Genomic DNA, 13215 nt, shown 5'->3' on the forward strand with positions numbered 1-13215 from the left:
GTCCTCAGGAGTTCAGCGCGAGGGTGACCTCGTCGCGCAGGGCCGGGAGGTCGACGCCGCGGTCGTGCAGCACCTTGGCCGCGAGGCCCTCGCCCTCGCGGATGAGCCCGAGCAGCAGGTGGCCGTCGCTGATGCTGCGCGACTTGAGCGCGATCGCCTCGCGCAGCGACAGCTCGAGCACCTTCTTCGCGCGAGGCGTGAAGGGGATGTGCCCGGTGCGCCTGCGTCGGTCGCCCTGGTCGTCCAGCGCGCCGGGGCCGAACGTGGCCTCGACCGAGGTGCGGACGGCGTCCAGGTCGATGCCGATCGAGGTCAGTGCCGAGGCGTCTAGCTCGGTGCCGGTGAAGCGGGCCACGTCGGTGGCCACCGCAGAGCGCGTGAGGCCGTGCCGGCCGAGCACGGCGGAGGACGTCGTCCCCTGCCGGGTCAGCAGGGCGAGCAGCAGGTGCTCGGTGCCGATCCGGTCGTGCCGCAGGGCGCGGGCCTCCTGCTGGGCGCCCTCGACCACCTGCCGGGCCTCCGGCGTGAAGCGTTCGAACATCGTCAGTCCCTCCGTCGGAGCGGCGCCCTGCTGGTCGAGGACCTGCCGCGTGAGTGCTTCTTGTGGACGGCCTGCCTGCTGACGCCGAGCCGCTCGGCGATCTGCTCCCACGTCCAGCCCTGGTTGCGGGCGTTGCCGACCTGGAGCTCCTCCAGGCGCTCGACGAGAACGCGCATCGAGCGGACCGCCGCCAGGCCGACGGCCGGGTCCTTGCTGCTGGCCGCGGAGGCCACCTGCGCTGTGTCCGCCATGGCTGTCAACCTAGGTTGCGCTGACCAGACTGTCAACCTCGGTTGACGACCCCTGCGTGAGAAGGTGGAGAGGAGCCCGACCCGGCTCCCGGACGAGCGGTGCCGTACCCGGTGTGCGACAAGACGGCGCCAGAGGAGTTCTCGATGGCGTGGGCCGTGCTCGTCGTGTCCGGGATGCTCGAAGCGGTGTGGGCGACCGCACTGGGGCGGTCGGCCGGGTTCACCCGGCTCGTCCCGTCGATCGTCTTCGCCGTCGCAGTCGTGCTCAGCATGGTGGGGCTGGCGTACGCGATGCGTGACCTGCCCGTGGGCACCGCCTACGCGGTGTGGGTCGGCATCGGGGCCTCGCTCACCGTCGTGTATGCGATGGCGACCGGTACCGAGCCGGTGTCGCTGGCGAAGATCCTGCTGATCATGGGGCTCATCGGCTGCGTCGTCGGCCTCAAGCTCGTGCACTGACGGAAGGACCCCGTCCCCCTCGCCGCTCGCAAGCTCGCGCGAGCCTCCGGACGGGGCCGTACGGCAGCCGCGGGCTCACAGCGTGAAGACGATCTTCCCGTTGGTGCGGCCCTCGGACATGCGCGCGAAGCCCTCGCGGGCCTCGGTGAGGGGCAGTTCGACGTCGATGATCGGGCGGACGCCGGTGACGGCGCACATGCGGATGAGCGCCTCGAGCTCGTCCTTGGTGCCCATCGTCGAGCCGATGACCGACAGCTGGGTGAAGAAGACCCGGTTGAGCTCCGCGCCGGGGTCGTACCCGGTCGTGGCGCCCGAGGTGACGATGACGCCGCCGGGCCTGAGGGACTTGATGCTGTGGCTCCAGGTCGCCTTGCCGACGGTCTCCATGACGCCGTCCACCCGCTCGGGCAGCCGGGCGCCGCTCTCGAACGCCTGCTCGGCGCCGAGGGCGAGGGCGGCGGCCCGCTTCTCCTCGCTGCGGCCGGTCACCCAGATGCGATAGCCGGCCGCGCGGCCCAGCACGATCAGCGCCGTCGCGACACCACCGCTGGCGCCCTGGACCAGCACCGTCTGCCCGGGGCGCAGGCCGGACCGGACGAAGAGCATCCGGTAGGCGGTCAGCCACGCGGTGGGCAGGCAGGCGGCCTCGGCGAAGGACAGGTCGGCCGGCTTGGGCAGCAGGTTCCGGCGGGGGACGGCGACCCGCTCGGCCATCGAGCCCTGGTGCACCTCGGACAGCAGTGACCGCTTGGGGTCCAGCGTCTCGTCGCCCATCCAGCCCGGGCTGGCGATGACGCCGTGCACGACGACCTCGTTGCCGTCCTCGTCGATACCGGCGGCGTCGGTGCCCAGGATCATCGGCATGCGCTCCGCCGGCAGGCCGATGCCCTGGAGGCTGAACAGGTCGTGGTGGTTCAGGGAGACGGCCTTGACCTGGATGGTCGTCCAGCCGTCGGGCACCACCGGCTCCGGGCGCTCACCGACCTCGAGGACGGAGAGCGGGTCCTTCGGGGCGGGCGTCGAGACGAAGGCAGCGAGCATGACCGGACGCTAACCGAGACGCCGCGGCCCAGCGACGCGGGTGGTTGACCGCACCCCTAGCCTGGCGCTGATCCCACCCGGTCGACGCAAGGAGCCCCCTCGATGGCGACACGTGCACTCGTTCTCGGAGGCGGCGGTGTCGCCGGTATCGCCTGGGAGCTCGGACTGCTGAGCGGCTGGGCCGCCGAGGGCGTCGACGTCACGTCCGCCGACCTGATCGTCGGGACGTCGGCCGGCTCCGTCGTGGGTGCGCAGCTGCGGCTCAGCGGCGACCTGCAGGGCCTCTACGAGCGCCAGCTCCTCCCGCCCGTCGGGGAGCTGAAGGTCGAGTTCGACGGCGTCTCCGCCATGGCAGCCTTCGCCGAGGCGATGAAGGGCAACACCGGCGAGCAGGACGCGCGGGCCCGCCTCGGTGCGCTCGCCCTCACCGTGGACGCCGTCCCCGAGGCCCAGCGCCGCGCCATCATCGAGGGCCGCATCGGCGACCCGGAGTGGCCGATCGCACGGCTGATCATCACCGCCGTCGACACGGCGGACGGGGAGTTCCTGCCGTTCGACGCGTCCTCGGGCGTGCGCCTGCTCGACGCCGTGACCGCCAGCTGCGCCGTCCCCGGCGTCTGGCCGCCGGTCACCGTGAACGGCCGGCGGCTGATGGACGGCGGCATGCGCTCGGTCACCAACGCCGACCTGGCCGCGGGCTGCGAGAAGGTCCTCGTGGTGACGCCGACGCGCGGCATGCCCGGTGGGCTGCTCGGCCCCGGCCTGGACCGGGAGATCGAGATCCTGGAGAAGGAGGCCGAGGTGCACGTGGTCACCGCGGACGAGGCGGCGCTCGCGGCCTTCGGCAGCAACGTGCTCGACCCGGCCACCCGCGAGCCCTCGGCGCGCGCCGGCCGGGCGCAGGCCGCCGCCACCCTCGAGGCCGCCCGCGCCTTCTGGGGCTGACCCTCAGGACGGAGGGTCACCGGCGAGCCGGCCGACCAGCTCCACCACCAGCTCGTCGACCGGGCGCCGCGCGTCGACCCGCAGGCATTCGCCCTCGGCCCACGGCGCGTACGCCGCTGCGCGCGCCATGACCTCGTTCCACGACGGCTCGGGTACGTGCGCCAGGTCCCGGAGCCGGGTCTCCAGCCGCCGACGGTGTTCGACCGGGTCGTCGAGCGTCAGCACCACGAACACGAGGTCGCTGTCCGTGGCGGCTGCCCCGGCCCGCCAGGTGCCCCGGGCCGGCTCGCTGTCGTTCACCGCGTCCACCACGACGGTCAGCCCGAGCGCGAGGTTCTGCTCAGCGACGGCCCGCGCTGCCTCGTAGGCGGCCACCCCGGTCCGCCACCCGGGCGGGAGTCCGGATCCGAGGAGGGCGTCCTCGACCGTGTCGATGGACAGGTGGACGGCTCCGGAGCGGGCGGCGAGTCCGGCGGCGACCGCAGACTTCCCGGTGCCGGGCAGGCCCGACACGACGACGAGCACGTCAGCGGACGACGACGACGTGCTCCCCGCGGGGCACGAACTCGCCGATGACCGGGGCACCGGGCACCTCGCCGCCGAGCAGCAGCCCGCCGGAGGTCTGCGCATCGGCCAGCAGCAGCGCCTCGTCCTCGGACACGGCCGACAGGTCGGTGTGCGCGCGCACCCAGTCCAGGTTGCGCCGGGTGCCGCCGGAGACGAACCCCGCCGCCAGTGCCTCGCGGGCGCCGGTGAGGTACGGGACGGCGGCGGCGTCGACCACCGCCGTCACGCCGCTGGCCCGCGCCATCTTGTAGAGGTGGCCGAGCAGGCCGAATCCCGTGACGTCGGTGCCGGCGCGGATGCCCGCGGCCACCGCGGCCTGCCCCGCCTCGCGGTTGAGCGCGGTCATCGAGGCGACGGCCTCCTCCGAGACCTCGCCGGTCGCCTTCATCCGGCTGTTCAGCACCCCGACGCCCAGCGGCTTGGTGAGGCTCAGCGGGGTGCCGGCCACGGCGCCGGAGTTGGTGATGATCCGGTCGACGTCGACCACTCCGGTGACGGCCATGCCGTACTTGGGCTCGGGGTCGTCGATCGAGTGCCCACCGCCGACGTGGCAACCCGCCTCGTGCGCCACCTCCAGGCCGCCGCGCAGCACCTCCGCGGCGAGTTCGGCCGGCAGCACGTCGCGCGGCCAGCCCAGCAGGTTCACCGCGACCACGGGGGTGCCGCCCATCGCGTAGACGTCGGACAGCGCGTTGGCCGCGGCGATCCGGCCGAAGGTGTACGCGTCGTCGACCACCGGGGTGAAGAAGTCGGTCGTCAGCACCAGGCCCTGCCCGCCGGCGATGCGGACGACCGCCGCGTCGTCGCCGTCGTCCAGACCGATGACCAGTTCGGCAGCGGGGTCGGCCGGTCCGCGCGCGGTCAGGCCCGAGACGACGGCCTCCAGCTCGCCGGGCGGGATCTTGCAGGCGCAGCCCCCGCCGTGGGCGTACTGCGTCAGCCGGACCGGAGGGGCAGTCGTCGTCACGGTTCCGACGCTAGTTCGCCTGGGCGCAGGGTGCCCGACAGCACGGGAGCGGGGCGGACAGCATGGAGCCCGGTCAGGCCCGGCCTCCGGGGAGCAGGACCAGCCGGGGCGGCTGGACGGCGTCCGGCTCGGGACGGCGTGCCCGGCCCGCGGGGTGCCGCGACCGGGAACCGGGCTCGCTGGCGGAGCGACGCAACTGGGCGCTGGTCCGCCGGCCCGCGTCGCGGAGCTCGGCCCGCGCGTGCGGGTCGGGTTCGAGCACCGCGAGCACCTTCTCCAGCGCCAGGCGACCGGCGTCGGCGAACGGGCCGTCGGGCTGGGCGGCCAGCGCCACGGCGACGGCGGCGGCCTCCTCGGGCGTGAGGGTGACCGGCGGCAGGAGCGCGGGGGAGCGGGACTCGGTGCGGTTCACGAGGGGGATGCTGGCAGCGACCTCCGACAGTTTTCGTCGCGCCGGCACGTAGGCTGCCCGACGGAGGCGTCAGGGTGTCTGGTGGCCCCCGCGGCCTCTAAAGCCGACGTGGCCGAGTACCTCGGTCAGGCGGGTTCGATTCCCGTCCGCCTCCGCCACCTCCTCCGCCCGCCTACGCTGCGGTGCGATGCCCGACCAGCCCCGCAGCCAGGACCCGCGACGCTCGGTGCCGCGGACCGACGCCCTGCTCGCCGAGCCGCCGGTGCGGGCGGCGGAGCAACGGCTGGGCCGTGCGCTGGTCAAGTCGGCCGTCACCGGGGTCCAGGACCGGATCCGCGCCGGGGAGCTCACGCCCGACGACGCGCTGACCGCCGTCCTCGACGCGCTGCCGCCGACGGCGAGCAGTCTGCGGCCGGTGCTCAACGCCACCGGCGTGCTGGTGCACACCAACCTGGGCCGGGCGCCGCTGTCACCGGCCGCGGTCGAGGCGATCATCGCGGCCGCCGGCACCACCGATGTCGAGATCGACCTGGCCACGGGGCGGCGCGGGCCGCGCGGCGAGGCGGCGATCGGCGCCCTGCTCGACGCCGTCCCCGCCGCCGAGGCGGCCATCGTGGTGAACAACTGCGCCGCCGCCCTGAGCCTCGTCGCCACCGCGTTCGGGCAGGGCCGCGAGCTCGTGCTGGCCCGCGGCGAGCTGGTCGAGATCGGTGACGGTTTTCGCATCCCCGAGCTGCTGGAGTCCACCGGCGCCCGGCTGCGCGAGGTGGGCACGACCAACCGCGTCACGGCCGAGGACTACCGCCGCGCGCTGGGGCCCGACACCGGCGCGGTGCTCAAGGTGCACCCCTCGAACTTCGTCGTCCGCGGGTTCACCCGGGCGGTCGAGGTGGACGAGCTGGCCGGGGCGCTCGCCGGCACCGGAGTCCCGCTGGTGGCAGACGTCGGCTCGGGACTCATCCGCGCCCACCCGCTGCTGCCCGAGGAGCCCGACCTGCAGTCGACCCTCGCCATGGGCGCCGACCTCGTCCTCTCCAGCGGCGACAAGCTGCTGGGCGGTCCGCAGGCGGGGCTGGTGCTCGGCCGCGCGGACCTGGTCCAGCGGCTGCGCCGGCACCCGCTCTACCGGGCCCTGCGCGTGGACAAGACGACGCTCGCGGCCCTGGAGGCGACGCTGCGCGGGCCGCTGCCTCCGGTGCAGCAGATGCTGGCGGCGGAGCCCTCAGGGCTGCGGGCCCGCGCCGACGCCGTGGCCGGGCGGCTCACCGCGGCGGGCATCGACGCCCACGTCGTCGACGCACCGGCGCGCGTCGGTGGGGGTGGAGCGCCCGAGCACCCGCTGGCCGGCGTCGCGATCTCCCTGCCCGCCGGGTTCGCCGAACCGTTGCGGCGGGGCGCGCGGCCGGTCGTCGGCTACCTGGAGGACGGCCGCACCCTGCTCAACATGCGCAGCCTGGCACCTGCGGACGACGACGCCCTGGCCGACGCGGTGCTGGAGGTTGGCCGCCGGTGGACGTGATCGCCACCGCGGGACACGTCGACCACGGCAAGTCGGCGCTGGTGCGGGCGCTCACCGGCATGGAGCCCGACCGCTGGGCCGAGGAGCGGCGCCGCGGGCTCACCATCGACCTCGGGTTCGCCTGGACCGAGCTGCCGTCGGGGCGCACGGTCGCCGTCGTCGACGTCCCTGGCCACGAGCGGTTCATCGGCAACATGCTCGCCGGCATCGGGTCGGTGCCGGCCGCGCTCCTGGTGGTCGCCGCCGACGACGGGTGGTCCGCGCAGACGGCCGAGCACGTCGCCGTCCTGGACGCCCTCGGCGTGCGGCACGCGTTGCTCGCCGTCACCAAGTCCGACCTCGCCGATCCCGCACCCGTGCTCGCCGACGTGCGGGAGCGGCTGGCCGGTACGTCGATGGGGGAGCTCCCGGCGGTCGCCGTCAGCGCCCTGACCGGAGCAGGTATCCCCGAGTTCGCCGCCGCGCTGGAGAGGCTGCTGGCGGACCTTCCCGCGCCCGATCCGACCGCGCCCGTGCGGCTGTGGATCGACCGGGCGTTCACCATCAAGGGCGCGGGGACAGTCGTGACCGGGACGCTCGCCGCGGGTTCGATCGCGCCGGAGGACCGGCTGCGGCTGGGGGACCGGGACGTGGTCGTGCGGGGCGTGCAGTCCCTGGGCCGGCCGGTCGAGCGGGCGCAGGCGACCGCCCGCGTCGCGCTCAACCTGCGGGGCGTCGCGGTCGAGGAGCTCTCCCGCGGCGACGCGCTGCTGACACCGGGGGCTTTCCGCAGCACCGCGGAGCTGGACGTGTCGCTGGTCGGCGCGGGTGAGGACCGGCTGCCCGGCGAGGCGGTCGTGCACGTGGGGTCGGCCACCGTCGGTGCCCGGCTGCGCCCGCTCGACGGCGCCGTCGTCCGCCTCCGGCTCGAGACAGCGCTGCCGCTGCGCGTCGGCGATCGGCTGCTGGTGCGCGAGCCGGGCACGCGCCGGGTGCTCGGCGCGGACGTCCGGGACGTCGACCCGCCCGAGCTGCGCCGCCGGGGTGCCGCCCGACAGCGGGGCGCGGAGCTCGCCGCCCAGGGCGACGCCACCGAGGCGGCATCCGCGGACCTGGCCCGGCGGCGGATCGTGCGCACCGCCGAGTTCACCGCCATGGGATGGACGGTTCCCGACGACGCCGACGAGCAGGGACCGTGGCTGCTCGCCCCAGGCCTGGCCGACGCACTCGCCGCGCGGGTGCCCGACATCGTGGCCCGCTACCGCACACTCCGCCCGCTCGAGCCCGGTCCGCCCGTCGAGATCGTCCGCCGGGCACTGGAGCTGCCCGACGCCGACCTGGTCCGGGCGCTCGTCCGGCAGCCGCTGGCGCTCCGCGACGGCCGCGTGGTGGACGCCGCGGCCGAGCTGCCTCCGGAGGTCCAGCACGCGGTCGACGCCGTCCGCAGGCGGCTGGCCGAGGATCCCTTCGCCGCACCGGCGACGCCGGACCTCGCGGCCGCCGGTCTCGGACCGCGCGAGCTGGCCGCCGCGGTGCGCAGCGGTCAGCTGGTGCGGGTCGCCGAGGCCGTCTACCTGGCCCCGGGCATCGCCGAGGTGGCCCGCGCGCGGCTGGCCGGCCTGCCGCAGCCGTTCTCCGTCAGCCAGGCGCGGCAGGCGTGGGGCACCAGCCGCCGCGTCGCCGTCCCGCTCATGGAGTGGCTGGACGCACACGGCATCACCGCGCGACAGCCGGACAACACCCGTCGCCTGCGCTGACCCCTCGACGGCCGGCGCGAAGGCGACGAGCATCCGCGGCATGGACGACGCCTCGCGCACGGAGCTGCCCCTGCTCCCGGTGGCCTGCACGCTCGGGGTGACAGACGGTGCGGCCCAGCTGCAGCGCTGGCGGCAGCTCGGCGAGCGGTCGCTCACCCACCGCGTCCGGCAGGACCAGGAACTGCTGCTGGTCTACCGCAGCGACGACGCGACGAGGGCAGAGCTCGAGTACCTGGTGGAGGTCGAGAGGACGTGCTGCGCGTTCCTGGACTGGCAGATCGAGGAGGACGACGGCCTCCGGCTGCACATCCGGGGTTCGGCGGCCGAGCTGGACACGCTCGACCTCCGTTGACGTCGGCTCAGTCCGACGTCGGCACCCAGCGGGCCGGGCGCTTCTCGCGGAAGCTCGCGATGCCCTCCTGGCCCTCCTCGCCGGCGAAGAAGCGGGCGGACAGGGCCAGCAGGTCGCCGAACTCGAGGTCCGGCTGCCGCGAGCGCAGCAGCCGCTTCGTCTCCGCCAGCGCGGTGGGGGCGCCGGCCGCGAGCGCGGTGAGCTGACCGGCGACGACGGCGTCGAGCTCCTCGGGATCCGCGACCAGGTCGACCAGCCCCCCCGCGGCGGCGGTCGCGGCGTCGAACACCTCGCCGGTCAGCATCAGCCGGTGCGCCACGTGCGTCCTCATCCGGGGCAGCACCACCGCGGAGATGACCGCCGGCACCAGGCCCAGGCGCACCTCGGAGAAGGCGAAGCTGGCCGACGACGCGGCGACGACGACGTCGCACGCGGCGGCCAGGCCCATGCCACCGGCCCGCGCCGGCCCGCGGACGACGGCGACCACGGGCTTGGGCGAGGACCAGAGCAGTTGCAGCAGCTCGGGGAACTCGCGGACCCCCTGGTCGTCGGACGATCCACCGGCCGCCTCGGCGAGGTCCATGCCCGAGCAGAACACCCGGCCGGTGTGGTCCAGCACGACCACCCGCACGGCGTCGTCGGCCAGCGCGTCGGTGAGCGCGGTCCGCAGCTGCGCGCGCAGCGCGGCCGACAGCGCGTTGCGGTTCGCCGGGGAGTCGAGGGTGAGCGTCGCGACGCCGGCGGACACGCTCACCTGGATCACTCGGTCGTGGGTCACAGCCGCATCCTGCCGCTCCCGGGCGCGGGCGCGGCACACTGGGAGCAGATGAACACCGTCCTGCCCCTGGTGGAGCGCGCCGTCCCGCCGCTCGAGCTTCCGGAGTCCGCTCGCGACGGCCTCACGAGCACTCCGTTCGGCCTCTACGTGCACGTGCCCTTCTGCGCGACCCGCTGCGGCTACTGCGACTTCAACACCTACACCTCCGACGAGCTCGGGCCGGGCGCCAACCGCGCCGAGTACGCGGGGACGGCGATCGACGAGCTCCGCCGGGCCGCCCGGGTCCTCGGCCCGGACCTGCCCACGGTCTCCACGGTGTTCGTCGGCGGCGGCACGCCCACGCTCCTGCCGGCCGGCGACCTGGCGGCGGTGCTGGCCGAGGTGCGCCGGCTCTTCCCGGTGGCCGACGACGTCGAGGTCACCACCGAGGCCAACCCCGAGACCGTCGACCGCCCGTACCTGGAGCGACTGCGGGAGGCCGGCTTCACGCGGGTGAGCCTCGGCATGCAGTCCGCCGCGGAGCACGTCCTCGCCGTCCTAGACCGGCGGCACACACCGGGCCGGGCGGTGCAGGCCGCGCACGACGCGCGGGCCGCCGGCTTCGAGCACGTCAACCTCGACCTCATCTACGGCACGCCGGGGGAGACCGACGCCGACTGGGCCGCCTCGCTGGACGCCGTCCTCGCCTCACCCGTCGACCACGTGAGCGCCTACGCCCTCATCGTCGAGGACGGCACCCGGCTGGCCCGGCGGATCAGCCGCGGCGAGCTGCCGATGCCCGACGACGACGTCCTCGCCGACCGCTACGAGCAGGCCGACACGACGCTGCGCCGGGCCGGGTTCGACTGGTACGAGGTGTCGAACTGGGCCACCTCGGACGCCGCCCGCTGCCGGCACAACGAGCTCTACTGGGCCAACGCCAACTGGTGGGGCGTCGGCCCGGGCGCGCACAGCCACGTCGGTGGGCTGCGCTGGTGGAACGTCAAGCACCCGGCTGCCTACGCCGACCGGCTGGCCGCAGGTCTCAGCCCGCACGCCGACGCCGAGCTGCTCGACGACGACGACCGCGCGCTGGAGACCGTCATGCTCGGGCTCCGGTTGCGCGAGGGGCTGCCGCTGGACCTGCTGTCGGAGCTGGGCCGCCGCCGCGCCGCGGACGCCGTCGCCCGGGGACTGCTCGACGGGGCGGCGCACGCGGGAGGGCGCGCCGTCCTCACCGATCCCGGTCGGCTGCTGGCCGACGCACTGGTCCGCGACCTCACCGACTAGCCGAAAAGCCCGGGCCGGGGGCCGGTTCCTGGGCTAGGGTCTCCTCTCTCCGGCAACGGTGCCGGGCGGGTGAGAGGTGGTCGGCGGTGGACGTGCACACGTTCCGCGCGGCCCCGACGTCCCCGCCGGGGGTGGCCGTCGCCGGTGCCCCCGCGCTGACGGGCGGCATGCTGCTGGCCCTGGCGATGAACCGCCGGGCCCGAGGGCTGCGAGGACTCGACGTACTCCGTCGCAGCCAGGACAGGGCCCCGCCGCAGTTCGCCTGACTCGTTCCCGAGTCCCGCAGCACCCTTTCCTGACGCGCACCCCCCGGGTGATCGCGTCCTTTCGCATACCTCCCGAGGACACGACATGACCACCACGCTCGACAACACGGACCTGCCCGCCGGCGACTCCCGGTGGGACGCCTTCCGCACCCTGCTCGACGAGCAGCGCGCCGACTGCGTCCGCCAGCGGGAGGAAGCCCTCCTCGAGTGCGCCCAGTCGGTGCCCGACCCGGTCGCGCTCCGCCGAAGTGCCTCGTTGCAGGAGACGATCACCGCGATCGACCAGGCCCTCGAGCGGATCACCGCCGGCACCTACGGCGCGTGCGTCCACTGCGGCGCCGTGATCCCCGAGGAGCGCCTGGAGCTGCGCCCCTACGCCGGGTCCTGCGTGGCCTGCACCGACCGGCGCTGACCGGCGCTCACCGGCCGGCCCTCCGCCCGCGCGCCGGGCGGGGGGCCCGGCCGCCGGTTCAGCTGGAACGCGGACCGGGGACCGGGGGCTGGGCGGGGATCGCGGCCGTGGCCGGACCGGACGAGCTCTGCACCGGGCTGAGTGCGTCGAGGTCGAGCACCCGCACGTGGATGACGTTGCGCTGCTGCAGCGCGGCCCGCAGGGCGCGGTGCAGGCCGTCCTCCAGGTACAGCTCGCCGTGCCACTGGACGGCGTGCGGGAACAGGTCGCCGTAGAAGGTCGAGTCGTCGGCCAGCAGGGCGTCCAACGCCAGCTGCCGCTTCGTCGTCGTCAGGGTGTCCATGCGGACCTGCCGCGGCGGGATCATCGCCCAGTCGCGGGGGGACAGACCGTGGTCGGGGTACGGGCGCCCTTCTCGAACCGCCTTGAAGATCAGGGGACCGTCTCCGCTCTCTGTCCGCCGGGGCGCCGACGGCGTCCACCCTATCGGCCGGGGAGGGCGGCCGTCAGGGCCGCGGGCACCGCGAGCCACGCGACGACGGAGCGCGGCGGTCGTATGCTGGGCTGGCACTCCGACCGTGCGAGTGCCAGCAGGTGTCGGTCCCCGGCCGCAGCCTCGGGGACGGCGCCATGGGTACCGCGCGGCAGGTCGACCGGTACGGGGAGGTGTCTCGTGGCGCACGACGAACGCCGCCTGGAGGTTCTCCGGGCAATCGTCCAGGACTACGTCTCCACCAACGACCCGGTGGGCAGCAAGGCGCTGGCCGACCGGCACGACCTGGGCGTCTCCCCGGCCACCATCCGCAACGACATGGCGGTGCTCGAGGAGCAGGGCTACATCACGCAGCCGCACACCAGCGCCGGTCGGGTGCCCACCGACAAGGGCTACCGGCTCTTCGTCGACCGGCTCTCGGCGGTCAAGCCGCTGTCGGTGGCCGAGCGGCGGGCCATCGAGCGGTTCCTCGACGGCGCGGTCGACCTGCACGACGTCCTGGGCCGCACCGTGCGCCTGCTGGCCCAGTTGACCCGCCAGGTGGCGGTGGTGCAGTACCCGACGCTCTCGCGCAGCGCCGTCCGCCACCTCGAGGTGGTGCAGGTGTCGGCCGCCCGGCTCATGCTGGTGCTCATCACCGACACCGGCCGCGTCGAGCAGCGCGTCGTCGACTGCCCGGCCGACATCGACGCCGGCGCGGTCGCCGAGCTCCGCACGCTGCTCAACTCCGCCTTCACCGGGGTGAAGCTGACCGAGGCCGGCGACAAGGTGCCCGACCTGCTGGAGACGGCACCGGCGCACCTGCGCGGTCTGGTCGCCACGGTCAGCTCCACGCTGCTGGAGACCCTCGTCGAGCCCAGCGAGGACCGGCTGGTCATCGGCGGGACGGCGAACCTGGCCCGCGGCAACGCGCTGGACTTCCAGGGCACCGTCAGCCCCCTGCTGGAGGCGCTGGAGGAGCAGGTCGTCGTCCTCCGGCTGATCAGCGAGGTCGATGCGGGCACCGTGCTGGTCCGCATCGGCGAGGAGAACGCGCACGAGGCCCTGACCGGCGCATCGCTGGTCACCGTCGGCTACGGCTCCGCGGACCGCGCGCTCGGCGGCCTCGGCATCGTCGGGCCGACCCGCATGGACTACCCCACGAACATGGCCGCGGTCCGCGCCGTGGCCCGCTACGTCGGCCAGATCCTGGCCGAGAGCTGAGGAC

At 74.8% G+C, this 13215-nt stretch carries 17 protein-coding genes, 1 tRNA gene and 1 riboswitch; of the genes, 10 read left to right on the plus strand and 8 right to left on the minus strand.

The features are described from left to right. Positions 1–4 precede the first annotated feature (4 nt). Positions 5–541 carry a Clp protease N-terminal domain-containing protein gene (locus BLS70_RS09400; protein WP_091766451.1) on the minus strand — a complete coding sequence of 179 codons (537 nt, stop codon included), beginning with the start codon at positions 539–541 and terminating at the stop codon, positions 5–7. Between the two features lie 2 nt (positions 542–543). Beyond that, on the minus strand, positions 544–792 hold the full coding sequence (locus tag BLS70_RS09405) for a sigma factor-like helix-turn-helix DNA-binding protein (RefSeq protein ID WP_091766454.1): 249 nt from the start codon (positions 790–792) through the stop codon (positions 544–546). A gap of 69 nt (positions 793–861) precedes the next feature. Then, positions 862–925: riboswitch (guanidine-III (ykkC-III) riboswitch) on the plus strand. An 11-nt stretch (positions 926–936) separates the two neighbouring features. Here BLS70_RS09405 and BLS70_RS09410 point away from each other — a divergent pair. Next, a complete protein-coding gene (locus tag BLS70_RS09410; RefSeq protein ID WP_091767180.1) occupies positions 937–1251 on the plus strand; it encodes a DMT family transporter in 315 nt (104 codons plus the stop codon). Between the two features lie 75 nt (positions 1252–1326). On the opposite strand, the gene BLS70_RS09415 is transcribed toward BLS70_RS09410, so the two are convergent. Continuing rightward, complete coding sequence (locus tag BLS70_RS09415; protein WP_091766457.1) at positions 1327–2292, minus strand: zinc-binding dehydrogenase; 966 nt, start codon at positions 2290–2292, stop codon at positions 1327–1329. Between the two features lie 102 nt (positions 2293–2394). On the opposite strand from BLS70_RS09415, the gene BLS70_RS09420 reads away from it, so the two are divergent. Continuing rightward, positions 2395–3237 (plus strand): patatin-like phospholipase family protein, encoded by an 843-nt coding sequence (locus BLS70_RS09420; RefSeq protein WP_091766460.1) that lies wholly within the window; start codon positions 2395–2397, stop codon positions 3235–3237. A gap of 3 nt (positions 3238–3240) precedes the next feature. Here the strand turns inward: BLS70_RS09420 and BLS70_RS09425 are convergent, their stop codons facing one another. From BLS70_RS09425 to BLS70_RS09435, 3 genes are all read right to left on the minus strand, one after another. Beyond that, positions 3241–3762: a P-loop nucleotide/nucleoside kinase family protein gene (locus tag BLS70_RS09425; protein ID WP_176946349.1), complete on the minus strand. Its 522-nt coding sequence runs from the start codon at positions 3760–3762 to the stop codon at positions 3241–3243. A 1-nt stretch (position 3763) separates the two neighbouring features. After that, positions 3764–4771 carry a selenide, water dikinase SelD gene (selD, locus tag BLS70_RS09430; protein ID WP_091766466.1) on the minus strand — a complete coding sequence of 336 codons (1008 nt, stop codon included), beginning with the start codon at positions 4769–4771 and terminating at the stop codon, positions 3764–3766. A 73-nt stretch (positions 4772–4844) separates the two neighbouring features. Further along, entirely contained in the window at positions 4845–5183 is a 339-nt protein-coding gene (locus BLS70_RS09435) for a hypothetical protein (protein ID WP_091766469.1), read from the minus strand. Positions 5184–5245: 62 nt separating this feature from the next. On the opposite strand from BLS70_RS09435, the gene BLS70_RS20755 reads away from it, so the two are divergent. The 4 genes from BLS70_RS20755 (at position 5246) to BLS70_RS09450 (ending at position 8790) form a co-directional block, all read left to right on the plus strand. Continuing rightward, positions 5246–5341: transfer RNA gene (locus BLS70_RS20755), tRNA-OTHER, on the plus strand. A 29-nt stretch (positions 5342–5370) separates the two neighbouring features. Next, entirely contained in the window at positions 5371–6702 is a 1332-nt protein-coding gene (selA, locus tag BLS70_RS09440; RefSeq protein ID WP_091766472.1) for an L-seryl-tRNA(Sec) selenium transferase, read from the plus strand. Continuing rightward, positions 6693–8438: a selenocysteine-specific translation elongation factor gene (selB, locus tag BLS70_RS09445; RefSeq protein ID WP_091766475.1), complete on the plus strand. Its 1746-nt coding sequence runs from the start codon at positions 6693–6695 to the stop codon at positions 8436–8438. The genes selA and selB overlap by 10 nt, the downstream gene beginning before the upstream one ends. A gap of 40 nt (positions 8439–8478) precedes the next feature. Further along, complete coding sequence (locus BLS70_RS09450) at positions 8479–8790, plus strand: hypothetical protein (RefSeq protein ID WP_091766478.1); 312 nt, start codon at positions 8479–8481, stop codon at positions 8788–8790. Positions 8791–8797: 7 nt separating this feature from the next. Here the strand turns inward: BLS70_RS09450 and BLS70_RS09455 are convergent, their stop codons facing one another. Further along, a complete protein-coding gene (locus BLS70_RS09455; RefSeq protein ID WP_091766482.1) occupies positions 8798–9568 on the minus strand; it encodes an enoyl-CoA hydratase-related protein in 771 nt (256 codons plus the stop codon). Between the two features lie 48 nt (positions 9569–9616). On the opposite strand from BLS70_RS09455, the gene hemW reads away from it, so the two are divergent. From hemW to BLS70_RS09470, 3 genes are all read left to right on the plus strand, one after another. Further along, entirely contained in the window at positions 9617–10837 is a 1221-nt protein-coding gene (gene hemW, locus BLS70_RS09460) for a radical SAM family heme chaperone HemW (protein ID WP_091766485.1), read from the plus strand. Between the two features lie 86 nt (positions 10838–10923). After that, the gene (locus tag BLS70_RS09465) at positions 10924–11103 is read left to right on the plus strand and encodes a hypothetical protein (RefSeq protein ID WP_091766488.1); all 180 of its coding nucleotides are present in this window, start codon (positions 10924–10926) and stop codon (positions 11101–11103) included. 85 nt (positions 11104–11188) lie between these two features. Further along, positions 11189–11515, plus strand: a complete 327-nt coding sequence (locus tag BLS70_RS09470; RefSeq protein ID WP_091766491.1) for a TraR/DksA family transcriptional regulator — start codon at positions 11189–11191, stop codon at positions 11513–11515. Positions 11516–11573: 58 nt separating this feature from the next. Here the strand turns inward: BLS70_RS09470 and BLS70_RS21710 are convergent, their stop codons facing one another. Continuing rightward, complete coding sequence (locus BLS70_RS21710; RefSeq protein WP_439645386.1) at positions 11574–12290, minus strand: type II toxin-antitoxin system VapB family antitoxin; 717 nt, start codon at positions 12288–12290, stop codon at positions 11574–11576. On the opposite strand from BLS70_RS21710, the gene hrcA reads away from it, so the two are divergent. Then, positions 12189–13211, plus strand: a complete 1023-nt coding sequence (hrcA, locus tag BLS70_RS09480) for a heat-inducible transcriptional repressor HrcA (RefSeq protein ID WP_218122354.1) — start codon at positions 12189–12191, stop codon at positions 13209–13211. The two genes, BLS70_RS21710 and hrcA, sit on opposite strands and share 102 nt — an antisense overlap. The last annotated feature ends 4 nt before the right edge of the window (positions 13212–13215 follow it).

Source organism: Blastococcus aurantiacus, assembly GCF_900102425.1.
GTDB lineage: Bacteria > Actinomycetota > Actinomycetes > Mycobacteriales > Geodermatophilaceae > Blastococcus > Blastococcus aurantiacus.